This is a genomic window from Larsenimonas rhizosphaerae, from assembly GCF_026240105.1.
Taxonomy (GTDB): Bacteria; Pseudomonadota; Gammaproteobacteria; order Pseudomonadales; family Halomonadaceae; genus Larsenimonas; species Larsenimonas rhizosphaerae.
Genome location: NZ_JAPIVE010000001.1, coordinates 1304973 through 1323923, shown reverse-complemented (window position 1 = coordinate 1323923; position 18951 = coordinate 1304973). Strand labels below are relative to the sequence as shown.

Sequence of the window (18951 nt, the reverse complement as noted above, 5' to 3'; positions counted from 1 at the left end):
AGCCGTGAGTTGAATTATCATTGACAGCCTTTACCGGGGCGTTGGAAAAAGAGCGACCTTGAGATATCAATAACAACGCGAGATGAAATGCTCGTCTTCATGGTCTGGAGCCCTTATGTCGGTCGCGGTCAATTCGTACTACGAAGACAGTGTGACGGTACCCTGGGTACCGTGCCCCTCGCTTTCCGAAGACCGGGAGGTGGATGTCTGTGTCATTGGTGGCGGCATCAGTGGCTGCTCGGCGGCGTTGCATCTTGCCCACGAAGGGTATCGTGTTGCGCTGCTGGAAGGTAAAACCATTGGTTATGGTGCATCAGGGCGGAGTGGCGGGCAGATCCTGCCCGGACTTGGCACTGATCTTGCCGTGATAGAGCGTCAGCTGGGGCTGGACGCTGCACGTGCGATCTGGACCATGAGCCTTGAGGCCGTCGAGCTGGTGCAGTCACTGATCCGGCAATATTCCATCCCCTGTGATTTCCGATCCGGTTACCTGCATGTGGCGCTCAAGGCGCGTCACGTGGAAGAATTGAAAGGCTGGCAGGCTACGATGGCCTCCCGTTATGGCTATGAAGGCCTTGAGTGGCTGGATGCCTCCGCACTGAGGGAGCGGGTTGTTACGGATGCCTACCTCGGTGGGCTTTCCGAGCCGGGGGCCGGCCATCTTCATCCGCTTAATTACACCCTGGGGCTGGCGAGGGCAGCCAGTGACGCCGGGGTCGATATCTTCGAACATTCACCTGCTACCGCAATAACGCAGGGTGAGCCTTGCCGAGTGACAACCCCATCAGGCACTATCCGCGCCCAAAAGGTCGTATTGACAACCAACGCCTATCATCAGGGGCTGGTGCCGCCACTGGCATCAAAGCTGATGCCGGTAGCCAATTACATTATTGCTACCGAACCGCTCAGCGATGAACAGGTCGCCCGGGTACTGCCGTTCAATGAGGCCGTCTCGGATGCCAACTTCGTGCTGGATTATTATCGGCTTTCCGGCGATCAGCGCCTGCTGTATGGCGGTCAGGTCAGCTATAACGGGCGTGAGCCGCCCGGGCTGCTGCAGCGAATGCAGGACAAGATGACCTGGCTGTTTCCGGTACTGGAAGGTATCTCGATCGATTACCGCTGGGGAGGTGACGTGGCCATTACACGCAACCGGGCGCCTCATCTGGGGCGTCATGGAGAGCACCTTTATTATGCCGACGGGTATTCGGGCCATGGTCTGGCGCTGGCCGGTCTGGCCGGCAAGCTCCTGTGTGAAGCCATTGCCGGCAAACCACGGCGGTTTGATCACTTTGCCGCATTGAAACACCGGAGCTTTCCTGGTGGTCAGCGGTTACGAACCCCTCTGCTGGTGCTGGCGACCTCGTTTTTCAAGTTGAAGGATCGGCTGTAGGGGCAGCGGTCGAAGCGAGCATTCGGCCGGATGTTGTGACACTTTTTCTGTAGGCAAATTGATGACAAATGCATTGGCAACCGACGACGCCGGCCGACCGGCGCCTTCCATCACTCTGGAAGGGCTAGAGAAATCCTTCAGCCGGGATGTGATAGCGCTGGATGGCGTGGATCTCACCATCCGTGCCGGTGAATTCTTTACACTGCTCGGCCCTTCCGGGTGCGGGAAAACCACGCTGCTGCGGATTCTGGCTGGTCTGGATACCGCCAACAAGGGGGTTGTTCGGATTGGTGGCCATGATGTCACTGAAGTTCCGCCTCACAAGCGCAGCGTCAATACCGTATTTCAGTCCTATGCGCTGTTTCCTCATCTGAACGTCGAAGACAACATTGCCTTCGGCCTCAAGATGCAGGGCGTGGAAAAGGATGACCGTCAGCGGCGCGTACGTGAGATGGCAGAATTCATCAAGCTTACGCCCCTGCTGGGCCGGCGCATCGATCAGCTTTCCGGTGGGCAGCGTCAGCGTATCGCGCTGGCACGGGCTCTGGTATGTGAACCCAATGTGCTGCTGCTTGATGAGCCCCTGTCGGCGCTGGACGCCGGCCTTCGTGGTCAGTTGCAGGTCGAATTGCAGCGAATTCAGCGTCGTCTGGGCATGACGTTTGTGTTCGTGACGCACGATCAGCAGGAAGCCATGGTCATGTCCGATCGCATCGCTGTTCTCAATAACGGCAAGATTCAGCATCTGGGCACGCCGCGTGAAATCTTCGAGCGTCCGGCAAACACCTTTGTGGCTCGCTTCATGGGGCATGACAACCTGTTTGATATTACTTCTCGGGAGGGTGACCTTCTTGATACGCCGCTGGGCCGTCTGACGGTGGACACCCGGACCCACGGTGACAAGGTGTTGATTCGGCCTGAAACCATTGAGCTGGGTGAGGATGCCGAAACGGATGCCAATTACTTTACGGCGGTGGTACGTGAGAGCTTTTATCGAGGCAGCTATATCGAATACCGCCTTGATGTCGGGGAGGTATCCCTGAGGGCGCTCAGCAGCAATCAGGGGCAGAAGCTGCACAAGAACGGCGAACGTGTGCCTATCAGCATCTGCCCCGAAGACATTGTCACCGTGACCGACGGGGAATAATCATCATGCCGCCATCCTTTGAAGTTTCCCGGCGCAGCCTGAAATGGCGTGAAACGCGCCATCTTCTGCTGACGACCGCCCCGGGCGCACTGTGGATCGTCATTTTTCTGGTATTACCCAGTCTTTATCTGGTCAGCATGGCCTTCATGACCAATGGCCCCTATGGCCAGCCGGGAATGCCCCTGAGCCTGGATGCCTTCCGTCAGCTGGCCGGTTTCGGGTTTCTGGGCTGGAGCCCGGGCAATCTGTATACGTTGCTTCGTTCGATATGGCAGACGATCGTCGCCACCGGGCTGGTGGTGGTGTTGTCCTATCCGATTGCCTATTACATCACTACCTGTCGCGCCTCCCTGAGGCCGATCATGCTGCTGGCTGTGGTGGTGCCTTCATGGACGAACCAGGTGATTCGTACCTTTGGCTGGATGAATCTGCTGGCTCCGGAAACTCCCCTGTCGGATGCGGCGCAGTTTCTTGGCCTGATTCCCGAGCACATGGGACTTTTTCCCTCGAGTTTTGCCGTGACCCTGGGGCTTGTCTACAACTTTCTGCCCTTTATGGTGCTACCGCTGTACGCTGCCTTTGAAAAGCTCGATACCACCCTGATCGAGGCGGCGATCGATCTTTATGCGTCGCCGATGCGTGCCTTCTGGGCCGCCGTATTCCCGCAGACCCTGCCAGGTCTTCTGGCGGGTGTGGTGCTGGTGGCGGTGCCTGCCTTCGGGATGTATGTGGTGCCGGAATTGCTGGGTGGCGGGCGGTCCATGATGATCGGCAACCTGGTGGCCGGACAGTTTACCGGCGCGTCCAACTGGCCTTATGGCGCGGCGGCGGCGTTGCTGATGCTGGCGGCTACGCTGATCGGCATCTTTCTGTTGCGGCGGCTCGGCAAGCGTGCCGGTGGCGGAGAGGAGGTCGTCATATGAAACGTGGAGCCTTGAAGCGGGCGCTGGGCATCTACTGGTGGGTACTGCTGTTTTTCCTGTACCTGCCGCTGGCGGTTGTCGTTCTGTTTTCCTTCAACTCGATCAATAGCGCGGCCATTTTCGAGTCCTTTTCGCTGCGCTGGTATTACCGGCTTCTGGCCAATGACCAGATCATGAGCGCGCTGTGGCACAGTATCGTGCTGGCCATGAGTTCCTCGGTGATCGCGGTGCTGCTGGGTACCCTTATCGGCTATGGCCTTTATCGGCATCGTCGCCGCGGGCTGGGCTGGTTGATTGTCCTGATCTATCTGCCGATCGTGATGCCCGACATCGTATTCGGCATCGCTGACATGACGTTCTTTGTACGCATCAACGCATTGACCGGCTGGCTGGCGCCGGGCCTTGGTCCGATGATCCTGTCGCATGTGACCTTTGAAATTCCCTTTGTGGCCCTGATCGTCTATTCCCGTTTTGTAGGCCTTGATCCCACCCTGTTCGATGCCGCCAAGGATCTTTATGCCTCACCGGTAAAACGGGCATGGCACTTTATTGTGCCTGCCATCAAGCCTGCGTTGATCTCGGCCTTTTTCCTGTCGTTCACTCTCTCGATCGATGATTTCGTGATCAGCTTTTTTACTTCGGGACCGGAGAGTTCCACGCTGCCGATCTACATCTGGGGTGCCATTCGAAAAGGGGTAACACCGGAAATCAATGCTATCGCTACCCTGATGATTGCCGCTGTTATTGTCGCAGCCATCATCAGTCTGCTGGTGACGCGTCGCCGGCCTCAAACTCCCCCGGAAGGACGCTGAATCAAGGATCCGGGGCTTTAATGATCAGGGAAACCATATAATGACCAAAAAACAGAAAAAGGGGTTGCTGGCCGCCGCTGCCGGTGCACTGCTACTGTCCCAGACGGCTTATGGTGCCGAACAGAAGCTTTATCTGTTCAACTGGACCGAGTACATGGACCCGGCGATCATTACGGCATTTGAAAAGCAGTTCAACGTCGATGTGGTCGAGAGCTATTTTGGCTCACTCGATGAGATGTACGCCAAGCTGCAGGCCGGAGGCACCTCCCAGTACGATGTGGTAGTACCAAGCAACTACTACGTGCCTCGCCTGATCCATGCCGGTCTGGTACAGCCGCTGGACAAGTCACAGTTGCCGAACCTGCCCAATGTCATGGAAAAGTTCAGAAACACCGCCTACGACCCGGGAGAGAAGTACACCGTGCCTTATCAGTGGGGCACGACCGGTATTATCTATAATGAAAAGGTGTTTCCCAACGCTGCTGAAAGCTGGTCTCTGCTGTTTGATCCCGAGGTCAACAAGGGACAGCCCTTTTCGATGATGACCGATGGTCAGGTCATGTTCGGCGCTGCCTGCGCCTACCAGGGCAAGGGGTATGGCTGCAAGGGGCAGGACGCGTGGGTTGATGCAGCCAAACTGGTGCTGAAGACCAAGCATCGCAGTAATTTTACAGGCTTTGTCGACGGTACGCCGGTACTGCCGCAGGTCGCCAGGGGGGTCACTCAGCTCGGGTTGACCTATAACGGCGATTACCTGCTCGACAAGTCCGAAAACCCGGAAGGCTACAAGCATCTGAACTTCATGCTGCCGAAAGAGGGCTCGGAGCTTTGGGTGGACACCATGATGATTCCGAGCAAGGCACCTCATCCGAAACTGGCACACCAGTTCATCAACTTCATTCTGGATGCCAAAATCGGGGCACAGCTGTCCAATTATAACTTTTACTCCACTCCCAATCAGGCTGCAGTGCAGTACCTTGAGCCCGAATTGCAGCAACCGCCGGCCCTGCCGACCGACGAGCAGATGAAACACCTTTTCTTCACGCCCAGTCTGGATGGACAGGAGCTGCAGATGTTCCAGCAGATCTGGAGTGATGTTAAATCCCGGTAACGGTTCCTGCGGGGCCTTCAGGCCCCGCCTTGAAGGCAAGGCAGAAACGGTATGTCAACAGAACAACACAAGACAGACTTGAGCGAATGGTTTGCCCGGCATGGCATTACGGAGGTGGAGTGTCTGGTCAGTGACATGACCGGTGTGCTCAAGGGCAAGATCATGCCGGCAGGCAAGTACCTCAATGGCGGGTTGCCCCGGCTGCCTGACTCCATCTTCATTCAGACGGTAACCGGGGGGTACCCCGATGATGACGAGTTGAGGTACTGGAACGCGGCCGAGCTGGATATGCAGTTGATTGCCGATCCCGGGGCTGTCTTTCTGGTCCCGTGGGCCAGCGACCCTACCGCCCAGATCATTCATGACTGCTATTACCTGAACGGTGAGCCTGTCGAGATTGCGCCGCGTCATGTGCTGAAGCGCGTGCTGTCACTGTATCGGGCCCGGGGCTGGAAACCTGTCGTGGCACCGGAGGTCGAGTTTTATCTGGTCAAGACCAATACGGATTCCGATTACCCGCTTGAACCGCCTGTCGGTCGATCCGGTCGCCAGGAAACCGGACGGCAGTCCTACAGCATTGACGCCGTCAATGAATTCGATCCGCTGTTTGAGGACATGTACGACTTCTGCGAAGCGGAAGGGCTGGATATCGACACGCTGATCCATGAGGAAGGGGCCGGCCAGATGGAGGTCAACTTTCAGCATGGTGACCCGCTGAAACTGGCCGACCAGGTGGTCATCTTCAAGCGCACCCTGCGCGAAACGGCGCTGCGGCACGGCATGTATGCCACCTTCATGGCCAAGCCGATGGCCAATGAGCCTGGTAGTGCGATGCACCTGCATCAGAGCCTGTGGGATCTGGAAGGGCGCAGAAACCTGTTTTCGGATGAGCATGGCGAGCCCAGCAAGCTGTTTTTGAACCACATCGGCGGCCTGCAGCAGTACCTGCCACATGGGCTTGCCCTGCTGGCACCCAACATCAATTCCTATCGGCGCTTCACGCCTGGCGCAACCAGCGGCTCTGCGCCAACCAATGTGGAGTGGGGCCTCGATAATCGTACAGCCGGGTTGCGTGTTCCCGTGGGGGGGCCAAGCAGCATGCGGGTGGAGAACCGGCTGCCCGGTGCCGATGCCAACCCCTACCTGGCCATGGCGGCATCACTGGCCTGTGGGTATCTGGGGATGATGACCCAGCTGGACCCGCGTCCGCCGCTGAGTGGCTCCGGCTGGGGCAGCAGCTCGGTCGGCCTGCCCAACGACATTGGTCCGGCGCTTGAAATGCTGGAAGCATGCGATGTGCTGTCGGAAGTGCTGGGTGACCGGTTCGTCAAGAACTACCTGGCAGTCAAGCGGGCTGAACATCAGGCGTATTTCCGGGTGATCAGCTCCTGGGAACGTGAACACTTGTTACTCAGGGTCTAGGATCGAGACCAGGATTGCCACAATAAACAGGCAGGGAAACAGTAATGACACGACCAATGATTGCGGCCATGTTCGGCATGGCCGTCATGGGCTCGGCGCTGGGCAGCATGTCGGTTGCCGCCGCAGATGAGCCTACCCTCACCATTTTCAACTGGGCAGATTATCTGCCTCAGGATGTAGTGGATGAGTTCGAGGCAAAACATCACGTTCGGGTAGTGCAGAACTACTACAACTCCAATGCGGAAATGCTGGCCAAGCTTCAGTCGGGTGGTGATCACCAGTACGACCTGGCGTTCCCGTCGGATTACTTCGTTCCGCGGCTGATCAAGGCCGGGCTGGTACAGCCTCTGGATGGAGCAAGGCTGACCAACCGGTCTCATCTGCTGGCTGATTTCAGAAATCCTTCCTACGACCCGGACGAATCCTACAGCGTGCCCTATCAGTGGGGGGCGACAGGTATTGCCTATAATGCCGACGCCTTGCCGGACCTGCCGCCGGACTGGCATGCATTGTTCGATCCGAAAGCCAACCCGACACATCCCTTTGCGCTGCTCAAGGGCGATGGTCAGTTTACCCTCTCTACCGCCTGTGCCTATCTGAACAAGGGATATGACTGTATCGGCCGTGAAGACTGGCTGGCCGCAGCCAAGGTCGTTGGGCCGACCCTGAAGCGCGCCAACTATGTGGGCTTTGTCGGTGCGACTGCCGCACTGGATCAACTGGCGCGGGGGGTTATCGATGTCGGTGTGGTTTACAACGGGGATTTTGCACGCAAACAGGTCGAAGATCCGGAAAGTTTCAGAAATATTCGGTTCTTTATCCCGCGTGAGGGGAGTCAGCGCTGGGTAGATGCCATGGTGATACCGGCACATGCACCGCATCCCGAGCTGGCCGCGGCCTTCATGAATTACTTGCTGACCCCGGAAGTGGCCGCTCGCGTCAGTAATGCCAATTTCTACAGTACACCGGTGGCTGATGCCGTGCCGCTGTTAAAGCCTGCGTTGCGTGATTCGGTGGCCACTCCAGACGAGCAGCAACGCAAACGACTGGCCTACACACCGTCACTGGACGGCCAGCAACTTCAATTCGTGCAGCAGCTGTGGACGGAGTTGCGGTCTCGTTGATAAACGGATCAGTGTGAATGAAAAACGCCGGGCAGATGCCCGGCGTTTTTCATTACGATTCCCCGCTAGGGCATGCCCATTAAATTGGGTAATCCGAGCGAAATGAAGGGGACATACGTAATCAGCAACAGGAAGCCGATCAGCAGAATCAACCAGGGGCTGGAAGCCCGAATGACCTGAGTCAGCGGTTGCCCGGTGACGGCAGAGGCCACGAAGAGGTTGAGACCGGTGGGGGGCGTCAACATACCGATTTCCATGTTCACAACCATGATGACCCCCAGATGAACCGGGTCAATGCCGAGTTGCATGGCAATCGGGAACAGGATCGGAGCCAGAATCAGGATGATCGCCGAGGGCTCCATGAAGCTGCCGGCTACCAGCAGGATAACGTTCACAACCAGCAGGAAGGTCACCGGCGAGAAGCCCTGTGCGACAACCCAGGCAGTGATGGCCTGCGGAATCTGCTCGGTGGTCAGTACGTGCGCAAACAGCATGGCATTGGCAATGATGAACATCAGCACAATGGTCAGTTTCGCGGCGTCAAGGATCACCCGCGGGCATTCACGCCAGCTGATATCGCGATAGACAACCAGTGCAATGAACGCCGCATATACGGCCGCTACCGCTGCTGCTTCGGTTGGGGTGAACATCCCGGAATAGATGCCGCCCAGAATGATGACGATCAGCATCAGCCCCCAGAAGGACTTGCGTCCCAGCCGCAATGCTTCCCGGAAAGGAACCCTGGGCATGGCTGGCATGTTCTTGATGCGAGCAATGACATAGATGGCCACCATCAACAGCAGACCGAGCATCAGGCCCGGTACCACCCCTGCCATGAACAGTTTGCCTACCGAGGTTTCCGTCGCCGCGCCATACACCACCATGACGATGGAGGGCGGAATCAGAATGCCCAGCGTACCGGCGTTGCAGACAATGCCGGTAGCAAAGGTCTTGGTGTAGCCCGAACGCACCATCCCGGCAATAACCACGGATCCCACGGCGGCCACTGTGGCCGGTGACGAGCCGGACAGCGCTGCAAACAGCACGCAGGCCATGACGGAGGCAATCGGCAGGCCCCCCCGGAAGTGGCCAACACAGGCATTGGCAAAGTCAATCAGACGCTTGGCCACGCCACCACTGGTCATGAAGGCGCCGGACAGCAGAAAGAAGGGAATGGCCAGCAGTGTATAGTGTTCCGAGGTTTCAAACAGCTTGATGGCCAGAGAGCGAACGGAGTCCTCACTGAACAGCAGGATGGTCAGGGCGCCGGACAGCCCGAGGGAGATGGCGATGGGCATGCCCAGAAACAGCAGGGCAAACAGCGCCACGAACAAGAAGGCGATTGTCATGGGCGATTCTCCTCGGCGGCATCATCCTTGTTCATCAGTTTCATGGCATCGGCGGCCTCGTCTCCCATCTCGAGCCCGATCTGGCGTCCGCGGGCCACATTGATCAGGGCTTCCACCAGGCGAAGCAGCACCAGTCCAAAGCCCACGGGAACAATCAGGGCGATATGCCATTGCATGACATGAAATTCATCCAGATCCTCGGCACCGAGCTGTGCATTGAACAGTGCCATGACCCAGTCGTAGCTGGATATCATGAACAGCAATGCGTACCCCATGGCGATCAGAATAACGAGAATGCCGCACAGTTTACGAAGCGGCATCGGAAAGGTTCGAGTCAGCAGGTCGACGCCGATATGGGCCCCGACACGTACGCCATAGGAAATACCCAGGAAGATAAGCCAGCCAAACATGGCCTTGGTGAGCGCCGAACTCCAGGTCATTTCCTGTGCCATTTCCAGCAGGTAGTCACCAATGGCGAACCAGAAATCCTCCATGGAGGGCATGGCATCTGCTGCGGCATAAAAGACCGCATAGAGGTTATTGGCCATGACATAGGTGAACGTGACCAGCGTCATGGCCGCCAGAAGGAAAGCCACCAGACCTTCCTCCAGATTGTTCCAGAGTCGGACAAGTCCGCGCATCGGCTTACTCCTTGGTATCAAAAAAACCGGGCCGTAGCCCGGTAATTTCAGCTTTGGTTGGACTTGTCAGCGGCATCGATCAGATCCTTGCCGATATCACCTTCAAACTCCTTCCAGACCGGCTTCATGGCTTCGCGCCATTCATTGCGCTGCTCTGGTGTCAGCTGGATGACCGTCGTGGTGCCGGCATCAATGATCTTCTGACGATCGCTGTCATTGATCTGCTTGGCCTCTTCGTTTACTGCCGTGGTGACTTCTTCAACGATGTCATCAAGTTCGGACCGTACATCGTCCGGCAGGCCGTTCCAGAACTTGGCATTGGTAATCAGCATGTAGTCCAGGAGACCATGATTGGATTCGGTGATGTAATCCTGTACCTCATAGAACTTCTGGCTGTAGATATTGGACCAAGGGTTTTCTGCCCCGTTGACCACGCCGGTCTGGAGGCCCTGGTATACTTCCGAGAAACTCATCTTGCGTGGGATGGCCCTGACAGCCTTGAACTGTTCCTCAAGCACATTGGACGACTGGACACGGAACTTCAGGCCACGGGCATCGCGTGGATCCTGCAGTTTCTTGTTGGCTGACAGCTGTTTCATTCCGTTATGCCAGTAGCCCAGCCCCAGAACGCCCTTGTCCTGCATGGAGGTCAGCAGCTGCTTGCCTTCCGGGCTGTGCTGAAAGCGGTCAACGGCATTAATATCCTTGAACAGGAATGGCAGGTCATAAATCTGCAGCTGCTTGTTGTACTTGTCGAACTTGGCCAGCGAAGGGGCCAGCATCTGTACATCGCCCAGCAGCAGCGCTTCCATTTCCTTGCCATCGCCATACAGGGAGGAGTTGGGATAGACCTCAACCCTCACCTTGTCCCCCAGCCTTTCCTTGACCAGTTTCTGAAACATGAGGGCGCCCTGACCCTTGGGGGTCGAGTCAGCCACTACGTGTGAAAACTTGATCACGATTTGCTCGGCCTGGGCCTGCGTGATCCCGAGAAGCGCGGCGAGACCCGCAGCCAGTGCCAGTGACCTGGAGGCGTTAAGTGCCATGAGCAGTACTCCCTGTAGTGCGTAAGAAGACGTGTCTTATTACATATTGTTACGTCGTGCTCACGTAGATTAGAACGGAGGTGCGTCTGGCGAAATAATACTTTGTGTTAGCACTTCATGGTACGAAGGATCATTTGCTCTGAAGGGGAAGATAAAGGTGCGCCGCACTTGATAGAAACGGGCGGGGAGGAAGGGCTGACATGACGCGCCATACATCCGTGAACGTTGGCTGCCCTGCCAGAAACCGGATCACACGCTCGGCCGGTAATCGTGCAAACAGCTGACGATAGAATTCAGGAGCCTGGTCCGGATAGCGCGACAGGGCGGTCATGTAGATGCGGTCAAGTTCCAGCAGCCAGCATGGTGTAGTGTGCGCTGTCGGAGCCTTGCCTGCGATCATCGCGGTGCTACAGTCGAGTGCCCAGCGCTGAATGGCGTGAAAGGCGTAGCCGGTTGCCGGCCGCATGGCGCCTCCGGCGGTGCCTGCATGGAGAATGCGACCCTGGTGATGGCCGTCAGCCGGTGCCATGGGCAGTGTCCCGGCTTCCTGACGCAGGCAGTGAACCTTGCCAAAGCGTTGGTCTATGTACTGCATCAGCCGGGCATCAAGTTCGCCGGGTGGAGTGGGGGCACGTCCAAACCGGGTCCACTCTACCAGTGCCGTGTGATCTCCCGTCGGCAGCAGGTACACGAAATCCAGCGCTTCCCCGTCCGGCGGGGGCGCTGCAGCGAAATTCATCAACTCCGCCGTGGCATCCTCCCCAAGCTGGGGGGATTCGATGAGGCGCCCGGCAAAATCCTGCCAGCGCCAGGGGGGTGCCAGCCTGGTTGCTCTGGGGCGGGTGTCGATAACCTGCCGTGCAGCAAGGGTCTGGCCATTATCCAGCGTGATTATCACCTCATCATCGCGCTCTTCGAGCGGGCCGGCCCGGACACCGGTCCACAGCGTGACGTGCGGTGCGGCGTCAATGGCGGCCCGAGTCGTGTCGTAAAATAGTTGCGCGCTGATCATTTCGTAGCCCAGGGGCGACCTGACTCGGGTGTGGCCCTGTGTCGTGGTCAGTGTCCACTGATGCCAGCGCGCGACAACGCAGTGATCAAAGGGGTGAGGCGCGAGCGGCCAGCCGCACCAGGTGCGGTCCTCCTCATACTCCCTGCGAGGTTCTATGATGATGATGCGCTGCGTTGATGGCTGCTGACAGAGGTGCCATGCCAGACTCAGGCCGGCGCAGCCACCTCCCAGAATCGCGATATCACAGCGGGCGCTCATGATGAGGGCGGATGGGTGCCGGGGAGCCCGGCCAGCGCCGCATGCAGGGTGCTGTCATGCCCAGGGCGACCGGCGGGCCTGATATGCCCATGTCCTGTCAGTCGTCTGGCGGCGAGCCTCACTTTACCTGGCAGTGACACCATGGCACGGCCTTCCCAGTAGCGCCCCTGACGCGTACGAAGTTGAAGGCCGATACCGCGATAGACTTCTGCTGCGACGGCGATCGCGCGTCGATTTTTGATCGGGATACGTTGAAAGCCATCGGCACCGCTTTGATAGTAGGTGTCGGCCAGTTCCAGCAGGGCAAGGTTGGCCGCGGCTGCCTTGACGGCCAGCGAGCCAGCCGGATTATCGAGCGCCGCTGGCGGGGCCTGGTCGACCCAGTCGCCAGGCACATAACGTCGGCCCAATCGCGCATCTTCCTGAATATCCCGGGCAATGTTGGTCAATTGCATGGCGATGCCCAGATCGATGGCGTGGGGCCAGGCATCGGAGGGTGCACCGATCAGTGGCGCCATCATGACACCCACGGTGCCGGCTGCGCCATAGCAGTACCGCAGCAGTTCGGCCTGGTTATCAAGCTGGAGGCTGGTGTCGGCGTCGCGGGTCAATGCCGTAATCAGTGCAGCAGCAGCGTCAAGGTTAACCCCACGGCGTACATGCAGGTCCTTGAGTGCTTTCGTGACAGGGTCATCACCGGCGGCGGCCGGGGTAAAAAGTTCTTCGCGAATGCATTGAAGGCGCTGCCGTGCCCGTACATTTTCTTCGGCGCTGGGCATGTCTTCATCGGCAAGATCATCCAGAATACGGCAGGCAGCGTAGAGCTGTGCGGCATCATCGGCATCGCCTTTTTCCATGAACCGGCTGGCAAACCAGAATGACTTGCCGTGTCGGGCAAGCAGGGCACGTGCTTCATTCATGGGGTTTCTTCTTTCAAAAGTCGCTCGACAACCTTGGCACTGGATACCACGCCAGGCAGTCCGGCTCCCGGATGAGTGCCAGCTCCTACCAGATACAATCGGTCGAGCACCTCACTTTTGTTGTGAAACCGGAACCAGGCGGACTGTTGAAACAGGGGCGCGATTGAAAAGCCGGTGCCGTGCTCGCTGAGATAGCGATTTTTGAAATCTTCCGGTGTCATGTGAAACCGCGTGTCAATGTGCTTTTCGACGTCAGGCAATATGGTGGCCGACAGGGCCTTGATGATCGCATCACCCAGCGTGCCGGCACGCTCTGACCAGTCGATATCGCCCTGCAGATTGGGAACAGGTGCCAGAATATAGAAGGAGTCACAGCCTGGCGGAGCAAAGCTGTCGTCCGTGGCGGTGGGTCGATGCACGTAAAGCGAGAAGTCATCCTTCATGACCTTGTGTTCGAAGATGTCTTCCAGCAGTTCCCTGTACTGTTCTCCCAGCCAGATGGTGTGGTGGGCTACATCGTCATAGGTGCGGTTGACGCCCAGGTAAAGAACAAACAGCCCCATCGAGTATCTTGCATGATCGAGCTTGAAACGGGCTGCCCTGGGCAGTTCGCGTACCATGTGACGATACAGGTAGGCGGCATCTGCGTTGGCAATGACTCGATCCGCAGTCAGGGTTTCACCGCTGGCCAGCCGGACGCCGGTGGCGCGACGGCCTTCGCAGGTAATGTGATCCACGGTGCACTGGGTACGGATCTGAATGCCTTCTTCGCGCATCAGGCGAGTCAGCCCCTGTACCAGGGCGCCGGTACCACCCTTTGGAAAATGAACACCCCATTTGCGTTCAAGCCACGGAATCAGCGCATAGATGCTGGTGGTTCGAAAGGGGTTGCCGCCGACAAGCAGCGGGGGAATGGAGAAGGCGCGCCTCAGCATAGGGTCCTTGAGGTAATGGCTGACCATTCCCCACACCGACCGATAGCTGCCCAGTCGGAGCAGCGCTGGAACCTGCTTGAGCATGGTGGAGACACGATGAAACGGCTGGTCGGCCAGCTGCTCGAAGCCGACCTTGTAGATCGCTTCCGAACGAGCCAGCAGTTTTTTATAACCGTCGACATCCTCTGGATTGAAACGCGCAATGTCGGCCAGTGTCCTGTCCATGTCACTGCCGTAATCGAAACTACGTCCATCGGAAAAGTGGAAGCGGTACCACACGTCCAGTGGCAGCATGGTGAGATAGTCCGACATTTTCTTGCCGAACAGGCCAAACAGCTCTTCGAACAGAAAGGGCGCGGTAATAACGGTCGGGCCGGCATCAAAGCGATAACCCTGGTCCTCGAAGACCTGAGCCCGTCCGCCCAGCGAATCGTTGCGCTCCAGCAGGGTCACATCGTGCCCCAGTTTGCGGGCGCGAAGGGCGGCGGCGATGCCGCCGAAACCGCCGCCGATAACGATGGTGTGGCTCATTGGGTGTCCCTTGACGTACTCAGACGCTGTCCGAGTCGGTGTGTCTCATGGCGTAGTGGCAGGCCACTGTCGCCAGGCAGTTGGCGAGCCATTGTTTCGGCCTGATCGAGGTAGTGCATGGCCATCTGAACAGCCCTGTCGAGGGCATCATCCGGATGATCAGCAGCCAGTCGGTGGACCAGGTTGTCACTGCCGGGGCGTAGGGCATCCCGCTCGATGTCATCGATGTCGTCGGCAATCTGGTAGGCAATGGCAAAGGCATCCACGGCTTTTGCGGCCCATGGCAGGGCGGCATGATGGCCACCGGTACGCAGGGGAAGTTCAAGCGACAGTCCGATCAACGGGGCCGTCTTGTCACGTGCCATCGACAGGTAGGTTGTCAGCTCGCATCCAGCCGACCCGGCCAGATCCTGTGCCTGGCCGTGTATGGTCCGGGTTACGCCTGCATGAGTGCAGGTGATCAGTTCGGCAAGGATATTCGGGTAGTTCTGCAGCGCTCCTGCGCAGCCGTAGGCGGCAGATATATGCAGGTCACCCACACACAGGGCAACTTCGGAAGAAAAGGCCTTCCAGAGGCTCGGATGACCACGACGGGTTTCATCCCGGTCCTGCACGTCATCGTGGATCAGCGATGCGTTATGCAAGAGCTCGGGAATCAGTGCAAGGGTCAGGGCTGTGGTTGAGGGGATCTCCAGAGCGCGTGCCGTGCTGAAGGCCAGTCGTGCCCGGAGCAATCCGCCAGTGGTCTTGAGGTGATGCCGACAGGCACGAGTGATGATGTCATCACTGGCTGCGTTGTCTCCCAGCAGCGCAGTTTGCAACGCGTTGTGCAGGGTGTCCGACGATAAGCAAGATGGTTCCGGTGTTTCACACCGATAGGCAGACTGCGGCGAAGGCATGTCAACGAGTTCCCGTCCCTGGTATTTATTATCAATACGATGCAAGAGTATAGATGGTCACGGAACAGAATGCCGGGCCCCTGGGGGGCCCGGATGCCGAACTACAACAGGGCGTCCAGCTTGCTCTTGATCAGGGCATTGACCTGTTGCGGGTTGGCCGTGCCGCGAGAGGCCTTCATGGCCTGGCCCACGAAGAATCCGATCATCTTGCCGCGCTTGTCCGGTTCGGCTTCCCGATACTGGGTTACCTGAACCGGGTTGTCGGTAATGACCTGGTCCACGATGGCTTCGATCGCTGCCGTATCGGTAACCTGCTTCAGACCGCGTGCCTCGATGATCTGGTCGGCAGTTTCCCCCTTGCAGTCCCAGAGGTCAGCGAATACCTGCTTGGCGGCCTTGCCATTGATGGTGTCGTCCTTGATGCGCGCCAGCAGCTCACCCAGCTGCGTCGCACTGACCGGGCTTTCGCTGATGTCCAGACCGGCCTTGTTCAGTCGAGCAGACAGATCGCCCTGAACCCAGTTGGCAGCCAGCTTGGCATCGCCACAGGACTGCATGGCCTGCTCGAAGTAGTCTGCCATCGCCCTTGAGCTGGCCAGCACGCTGGCATCATAGGCAGACAGACCCAGAGCGGTTTCAAACCGCTGCCGCTTTTCCGAAGGCAGTTCGGGCAGCAGGGACCGCTGATGCTCGATATAGGCGTCGTCCAGCATCATTGGTAACAGGTCAGGGCAGGGGAAGTAGCGGTAGTCGTTGGCTTCTTCCTTGGTGCGCATACTGCGGGTTTCGTTGAGGTCCGGGTCAAAGAGACGCGTTTCCTGCACAACCTTTCCGCCGTCCTCGATCAGATCGATCTGACGTTCCACCTCGCATTCGATGGCCTGTTCGATGAACCTGAACGAGTTGACGTTCTTGATCTCGGCGCGGGTGCCGAATGCTTCCTGGCCCTTGGGGCGTACGGAGACATTAACATCACATCGCATGGAGCCTTCCGCCATGTTGCCGTCGGAAATGCCCATGTAGGTGACAATTGCGTGCAGGGCACGCACATAGGCAGAGGCTTCCCTGGCCGAGCGCATGTCCGGCTCGGATACAATCTCCAGCAGCGGCGTACCGGCCCGATTCAGGTCGATGCCGGTCATGCCATGAAAGCTCTCATGCATGGATTTGCCGGCATCCTCTTCCAGATGGGCGTGGTGGATGCGCACGGCGTTGACGGTGCCATCGTCAAGCGTGATGTCAATCGTCCCCGGCCCGACAATCGGCTGGGCCATCTGGCTGGTCTGATATCCCTTTGGGAGATCGGGGTAAAAATAATTCTTGCGCTCGAAAATCGATACTTCCGGAATCTCGGCGCCAATGGCCAGTCCGAACCTTACGGCCATGGCCACCGCATTTTCGTTGACGACCGGGAGCACTCCCGGCATGCCCAGGTCCACGGCACAGGCCTGGGTGTTAGGCTCGGCGCCATAGGCGGTAGAGGCCCCGGAAAAAATCTTGGACTGCGTGGCCAGCTGAACGTGCACTTCAAGCCCGATTACAGTTTCCCATTGCATGATCGGTTTCTTCTCCTTGTCACTCGTCGGCGGTCAGCGCAGGGCGGCGGGTATGCCAGTCTGTCTGCATCTGGAAGGCATGGGCCACGTTCAGCAGGTGGGCTTCACTGAAATGCGGTGCCAGAATCTGAAGGCCGACCGGGCGGTCACCGGCAAAGCCTGCGGGTACGCTGATACCGGGAATGCCGGCCAGGTTGATGGCAATGGTGTAGATGTCCTGCAGGTACATCTGTACCGGATCGGCCTGGTTGCCAAGCTCGAAGGCCGGGGTAGGCGCAGCAGGTCCCATCAGGACATCAACCTTGTCGAAGGCGTCCAGAAAGTCCTGGCGAATCAGGCGACGTACCTGTTGGGCTTTCTTGTAATAGGCATCAAAGAACCCTTCGGACAGGGTGTGAGTGCCGATCAGGATGCGGCGCTTGACCTCTTCACCAAACCCTTCAACCCGCGACCGCTTGTACAGATCCATCAGATCCGTCGGAGCATCGCAACGATGGCCGAACCGTACACCGTCATAACGTGACAGGTTCGATGAGGCCTCGGCCGGGGCAATGACGTAATAGGTCGGGATGGCCAGACGGGTATGTGGCAGGCTGACATCGATGACCTGTGCGCCGAGGGCTTCATACACCTTGATGGCATCACGCACGGCGGTTTCGACGCCACCGTCCAGGCCCTCGCCGAAATATTCACGGGGCAGGCCGATTTTCAGGCCCTTCAGGGGTTCGGCCAGCGACTGGGTGTAATCCGGTACCGCGCGGGCAACGCTTGTGGAGTCGCGAGGGTCATGGCCGGCCATGGCATTGAGCAGTAGCGCGCAGTCTTCAGCCGTACGTGCCATGGGGCCGCCCTGATCAAGGCTCGAGGCGTAAGCCACCATGCCATAGCGCGAGACACGACCATAGGTCGGTTTCAGGCCGGTAATGCCGCAAAAGGCAGCAGGCTGGCGAATGGAGCCGCCGGTGTCAGTGCCCAGGGCCGCTGGGGTCAGCCCTGCGGCTACGGCGGCGGCAGAACCACCAGAGGAACCACCGGGCACCAGATCCGTATTCCACGGGTTGCGTACCGGACCGTAGAAGCTGGTTTCATTGGACGAGCCCATGGCAAATTCGTCCATGTTGGTCTTGCCCAGACTGACGGTTCCGGCCAGCTTCAGCTTCTCGACAACGGTGGCGTCATAGGGTGCCTTGAAGCTGTCGAGCATCCTTGATCCGCAGCTGGTGCGTACGCCTTCGGTGCAGAAGATATCCTTATAGGCCAGTGGTATGCCGGCCAGGATGCCGGCCTGGCCGCTCTGACGAGCAGCGTCGGCAGCATCGGCGGCGGCAAGGGCGTGTTCGCCTGTCACAGTGATGAAACTGTTCAACCGGCGGTCCAGGGATTCGATGCGCGACAGGTAATGCTGTGTCAGTTCGCGGCTTGAATAGTCGCCTCTGGCGAGTCCCTTGGCGATATCGGCAAGCGTCAGGTCATGCATGGGGGGAGCGAACTCCTTGGCGTGTTCGGCAGATCATGAAAAGGGTCAAATAATCCGGCATTGAAGGAATCAGGCTCATTCGACCACGCGGGGTACCAGGTAATAACCGTCGGCTACGGCCGGGGCACTTTCCTGATAGGTATCGCGTCGGTTGGGTTCAATGGCTTCATCGGCCCTGAGCGGCTGGGTCGCATCAAGGGGATGAGCCAGCGGCTTGACGCCATCGGTATCAATACCCGATAGAGCGTCTACCATATCGAGGATACGAGAGAGGTCGCCCACGTAACGTTCGGCATCGGTATTATCGATGCCCAGACGGGCCAGATGCGCGGCACGAAGGACATCGGCATGTTCAATCGCCATGGAAACTCCTGAAGTGGTTCCGGCGGTTAGCA

17 protein-coding genes are annotated in these 18951 nt (G+C 58.3%); 7 read left to right on the top strand and 10 right to left on the bottom strand.

Going from position 1 to position 18951, the window contains the following annotated elements; all coding sequences use genetic code 11:
- Positions 1–115 precede the first annotated feature (115 nt).
- From OQ287_RS06160 to OQ287_RS06130, 7 genes are all read left to right on the top strand, one after another.
- Positions 116–1393, top strand: coding sequence for an NAD(P)/FAD-dependent oxidoreductase (locus tag OQ287_RS06160; protein WP_265895843.1), 1278 nt, complete (start codon positions 116–118; stop codon positions 1391–1393).
- A gap of 61 nt (positions 1394–1454) precedes the next feature.
- Positions 1455–2540: an ABC transporter ATP-binding protein gene (locus tag OQ287_RS06155; protein ID WP_250937747.1), complete on the top strand. Its 1086-nt coding sequence runs from the start codon at positions 1455–1457 to the stop codon at positions 2538–2540.
- Positions 2541–2545: 5 nt separating this feature from the next.
- Positions 2546–3463, top strand: coding sequence for an ABC transporter permease (locus OQ287_RS06150; RefSeq protein WP_250937743.1), 918 nt, complete (start codon positions 2546–2548; stop codon positions 3461–3463).
- Positions 3460–4275: an ABC transporter permease gene (locus tag OQ287_RS06145; RefSeq protein ID WP_250937742.1), complete on the top strand. Its 816-nt coding sequence runs from the start codon at positions 3460–3462 to the stop codon at positions 4273–4275. Before OQ287_RS06150 ends, OQ287_RS06145 begins: the two co-directional genes overlap by 4 nt.
- 40 nt (positions 4276–4315) lie before the next feature.
- On the top strand, positions 4316–5386 hold the full coding sequence (locus tag OQ287_RS06140; protein WP_250937740.1) for an ABC transporter substrate-binding protein: 1071 nt from the start codon (positions 4316–4318) through the stop codon (positions 5384–5386).
- Positions 5387–5437: 51 nt separating this feature from the next.
- Positions 5438–6808: a glutamine synthetase family protein gene (locus OQ287_RS06135; RefSeq protein ID WP_250937737.1), complete on the top strand. Its 1371-nt coding sequence runs from the start codon at positions 5438–5440 to the stop codon at positions 6806–6808.
- Between the two features lie 44 nt (positions 6809–6852).
- Positions 6853–7932 carry an ABC transporter substrate-binding protein gene (locus tag OQ287_RS06130; protein WP_265895842.1) on the top strand — a complete coding sequence of 360 codons (1080 nt, stop codon included), beginning with the start codon at positions 6853–6855 and terminating at the stop codon, positions 7930–7932.
- 65 nt (positions 7933–7997) lie between these two features.
- On the opposite strand, the gene OQ287_RS06125 is transcribed toward OQ287_RS06130, so the two are convergent.
- From OQ287_RS06125 to gatC, 10 genes are all read right to left on the bottom strand, one after another.
- Entirely contained in the window at positions 7998–9281 is a 1284-nt protein-coding gene (locus OQ287_RS06125; protein WP_265895841.1) for a TRAP transporter large permease, read from the bottom strand.
- Positions 9278–9922: a TRAP transporter small permease gene (locus OQ287_RS06120; RefSeq protein WP_250937728.1), complete on the bottom strand. Its 645-nt coding sequence runs from the start codon at positions 9920–9922 to the stop codon at positions 9278–9280. Before OQ287_RS06120 ends, OQ287_RS06125 begins: the two co-directional genes overlap by 4 nt.
- A 47-nt stretch (positions 9923–9969) precedes the next feature.
- Complete coding sequence (locus OQ287_RS06115; RefSeq protein WP_250937726.1) at positions 9970–10968, bottom strand: TRAP transporter substrate-binding protein; 999 nt, start codon at positions 10966–10968, stop codon at positions 9970–9972.
- Between the two features lie 130 nt (positions 10969–11098).
- Positions 11099–12238 (bottom strand): lycopene cyclase family protein, encoded by a 1140-nt coding sequence (locus OQ287_RS06110; RefSeq protein WP_265895840.1) that lies wholly within the window; start codon positions 12236–12238, stop codon positions 11099–11101.
- Complete coding sequence (locus tag OQ287_RS06105; protein WP_265895839.1) at positions 12235–13158, bottom strand: squalene/phytoene synthase family protein; 924 nt, start codon at positions 13156–13158, stop codon at positions 12235–12237. Before OQ287_RS06105 ends, OQ287_RS06110 begins: the two co-directional genes overlap by 4 nt.
- Complete coding sequence (gene crtI, locus OQ287_RS06100; RefSeq protein WP_265895838.1) at positions 13155–14624, bottom strand: phytoene desaturase family protein; 1470 nt, start codon at positions 14622–14624, stop codon at positions 13155–13157. Before crtI ends, OQ287_RS06105 begins: the two co-directional genes overlap by 4 nt.
- Positions 14621–15523, bottom strand: coding sequence for a polyprenyl synthetase family protein (locus tag OQ287_RS06095; RefSeq protein WP_265895837.1), 903 nt, complete (start codon positions 15521–15523; stop codon positions 14621–14623). Before OQ287_RS06095 ends, crtI begins: the two co-directional genes overlap by 4 nt.
- Positions 15524–15624: 101 nt before the next feature.
- Positions 15625–17079, bottom strand: a complete 1455-nt coding sequence (gatB, locus tag OQ287_RS06090) for an Asp-tRNA(Asn)/Glu-tRNA(Gln) amidotransferase subunit GatB (protein WP_250937715.1) — start codon at positions 17077–17079, stop codon at positions 15625–15627.
- Positions 17080–17098: 19 nt separating this feature from the next.
- Complete coding sequence (gene gatA / locus OQ287_RS06085; protein WP_265895836.1) at positions 17099–18556, bottom strand: Asp-tRNA(Asn)/Glu-tRNA(Gln) amidotransferase subunit GatA; 1458 nt, start codon at positions 18554–18556, stop codon at positions 17099–17101.
- 75 nt (positions 18557–18631) lie between these two features.
- Positions 18632–18919, bottom strand: a complete 288-nt coding sequence (gene gatC, locus OQ287_RS06080) for an Asp-tRNA(Asn)/Glu-tRNA(Gln) amidotransferase subunit GatC (RefSeq protein WP_250937713.1) — start codon at positions 18917–18919, stop codon at positions 18632–18634.
- Positions 18920–18951 lie beyond the last annotated feature (32 nt).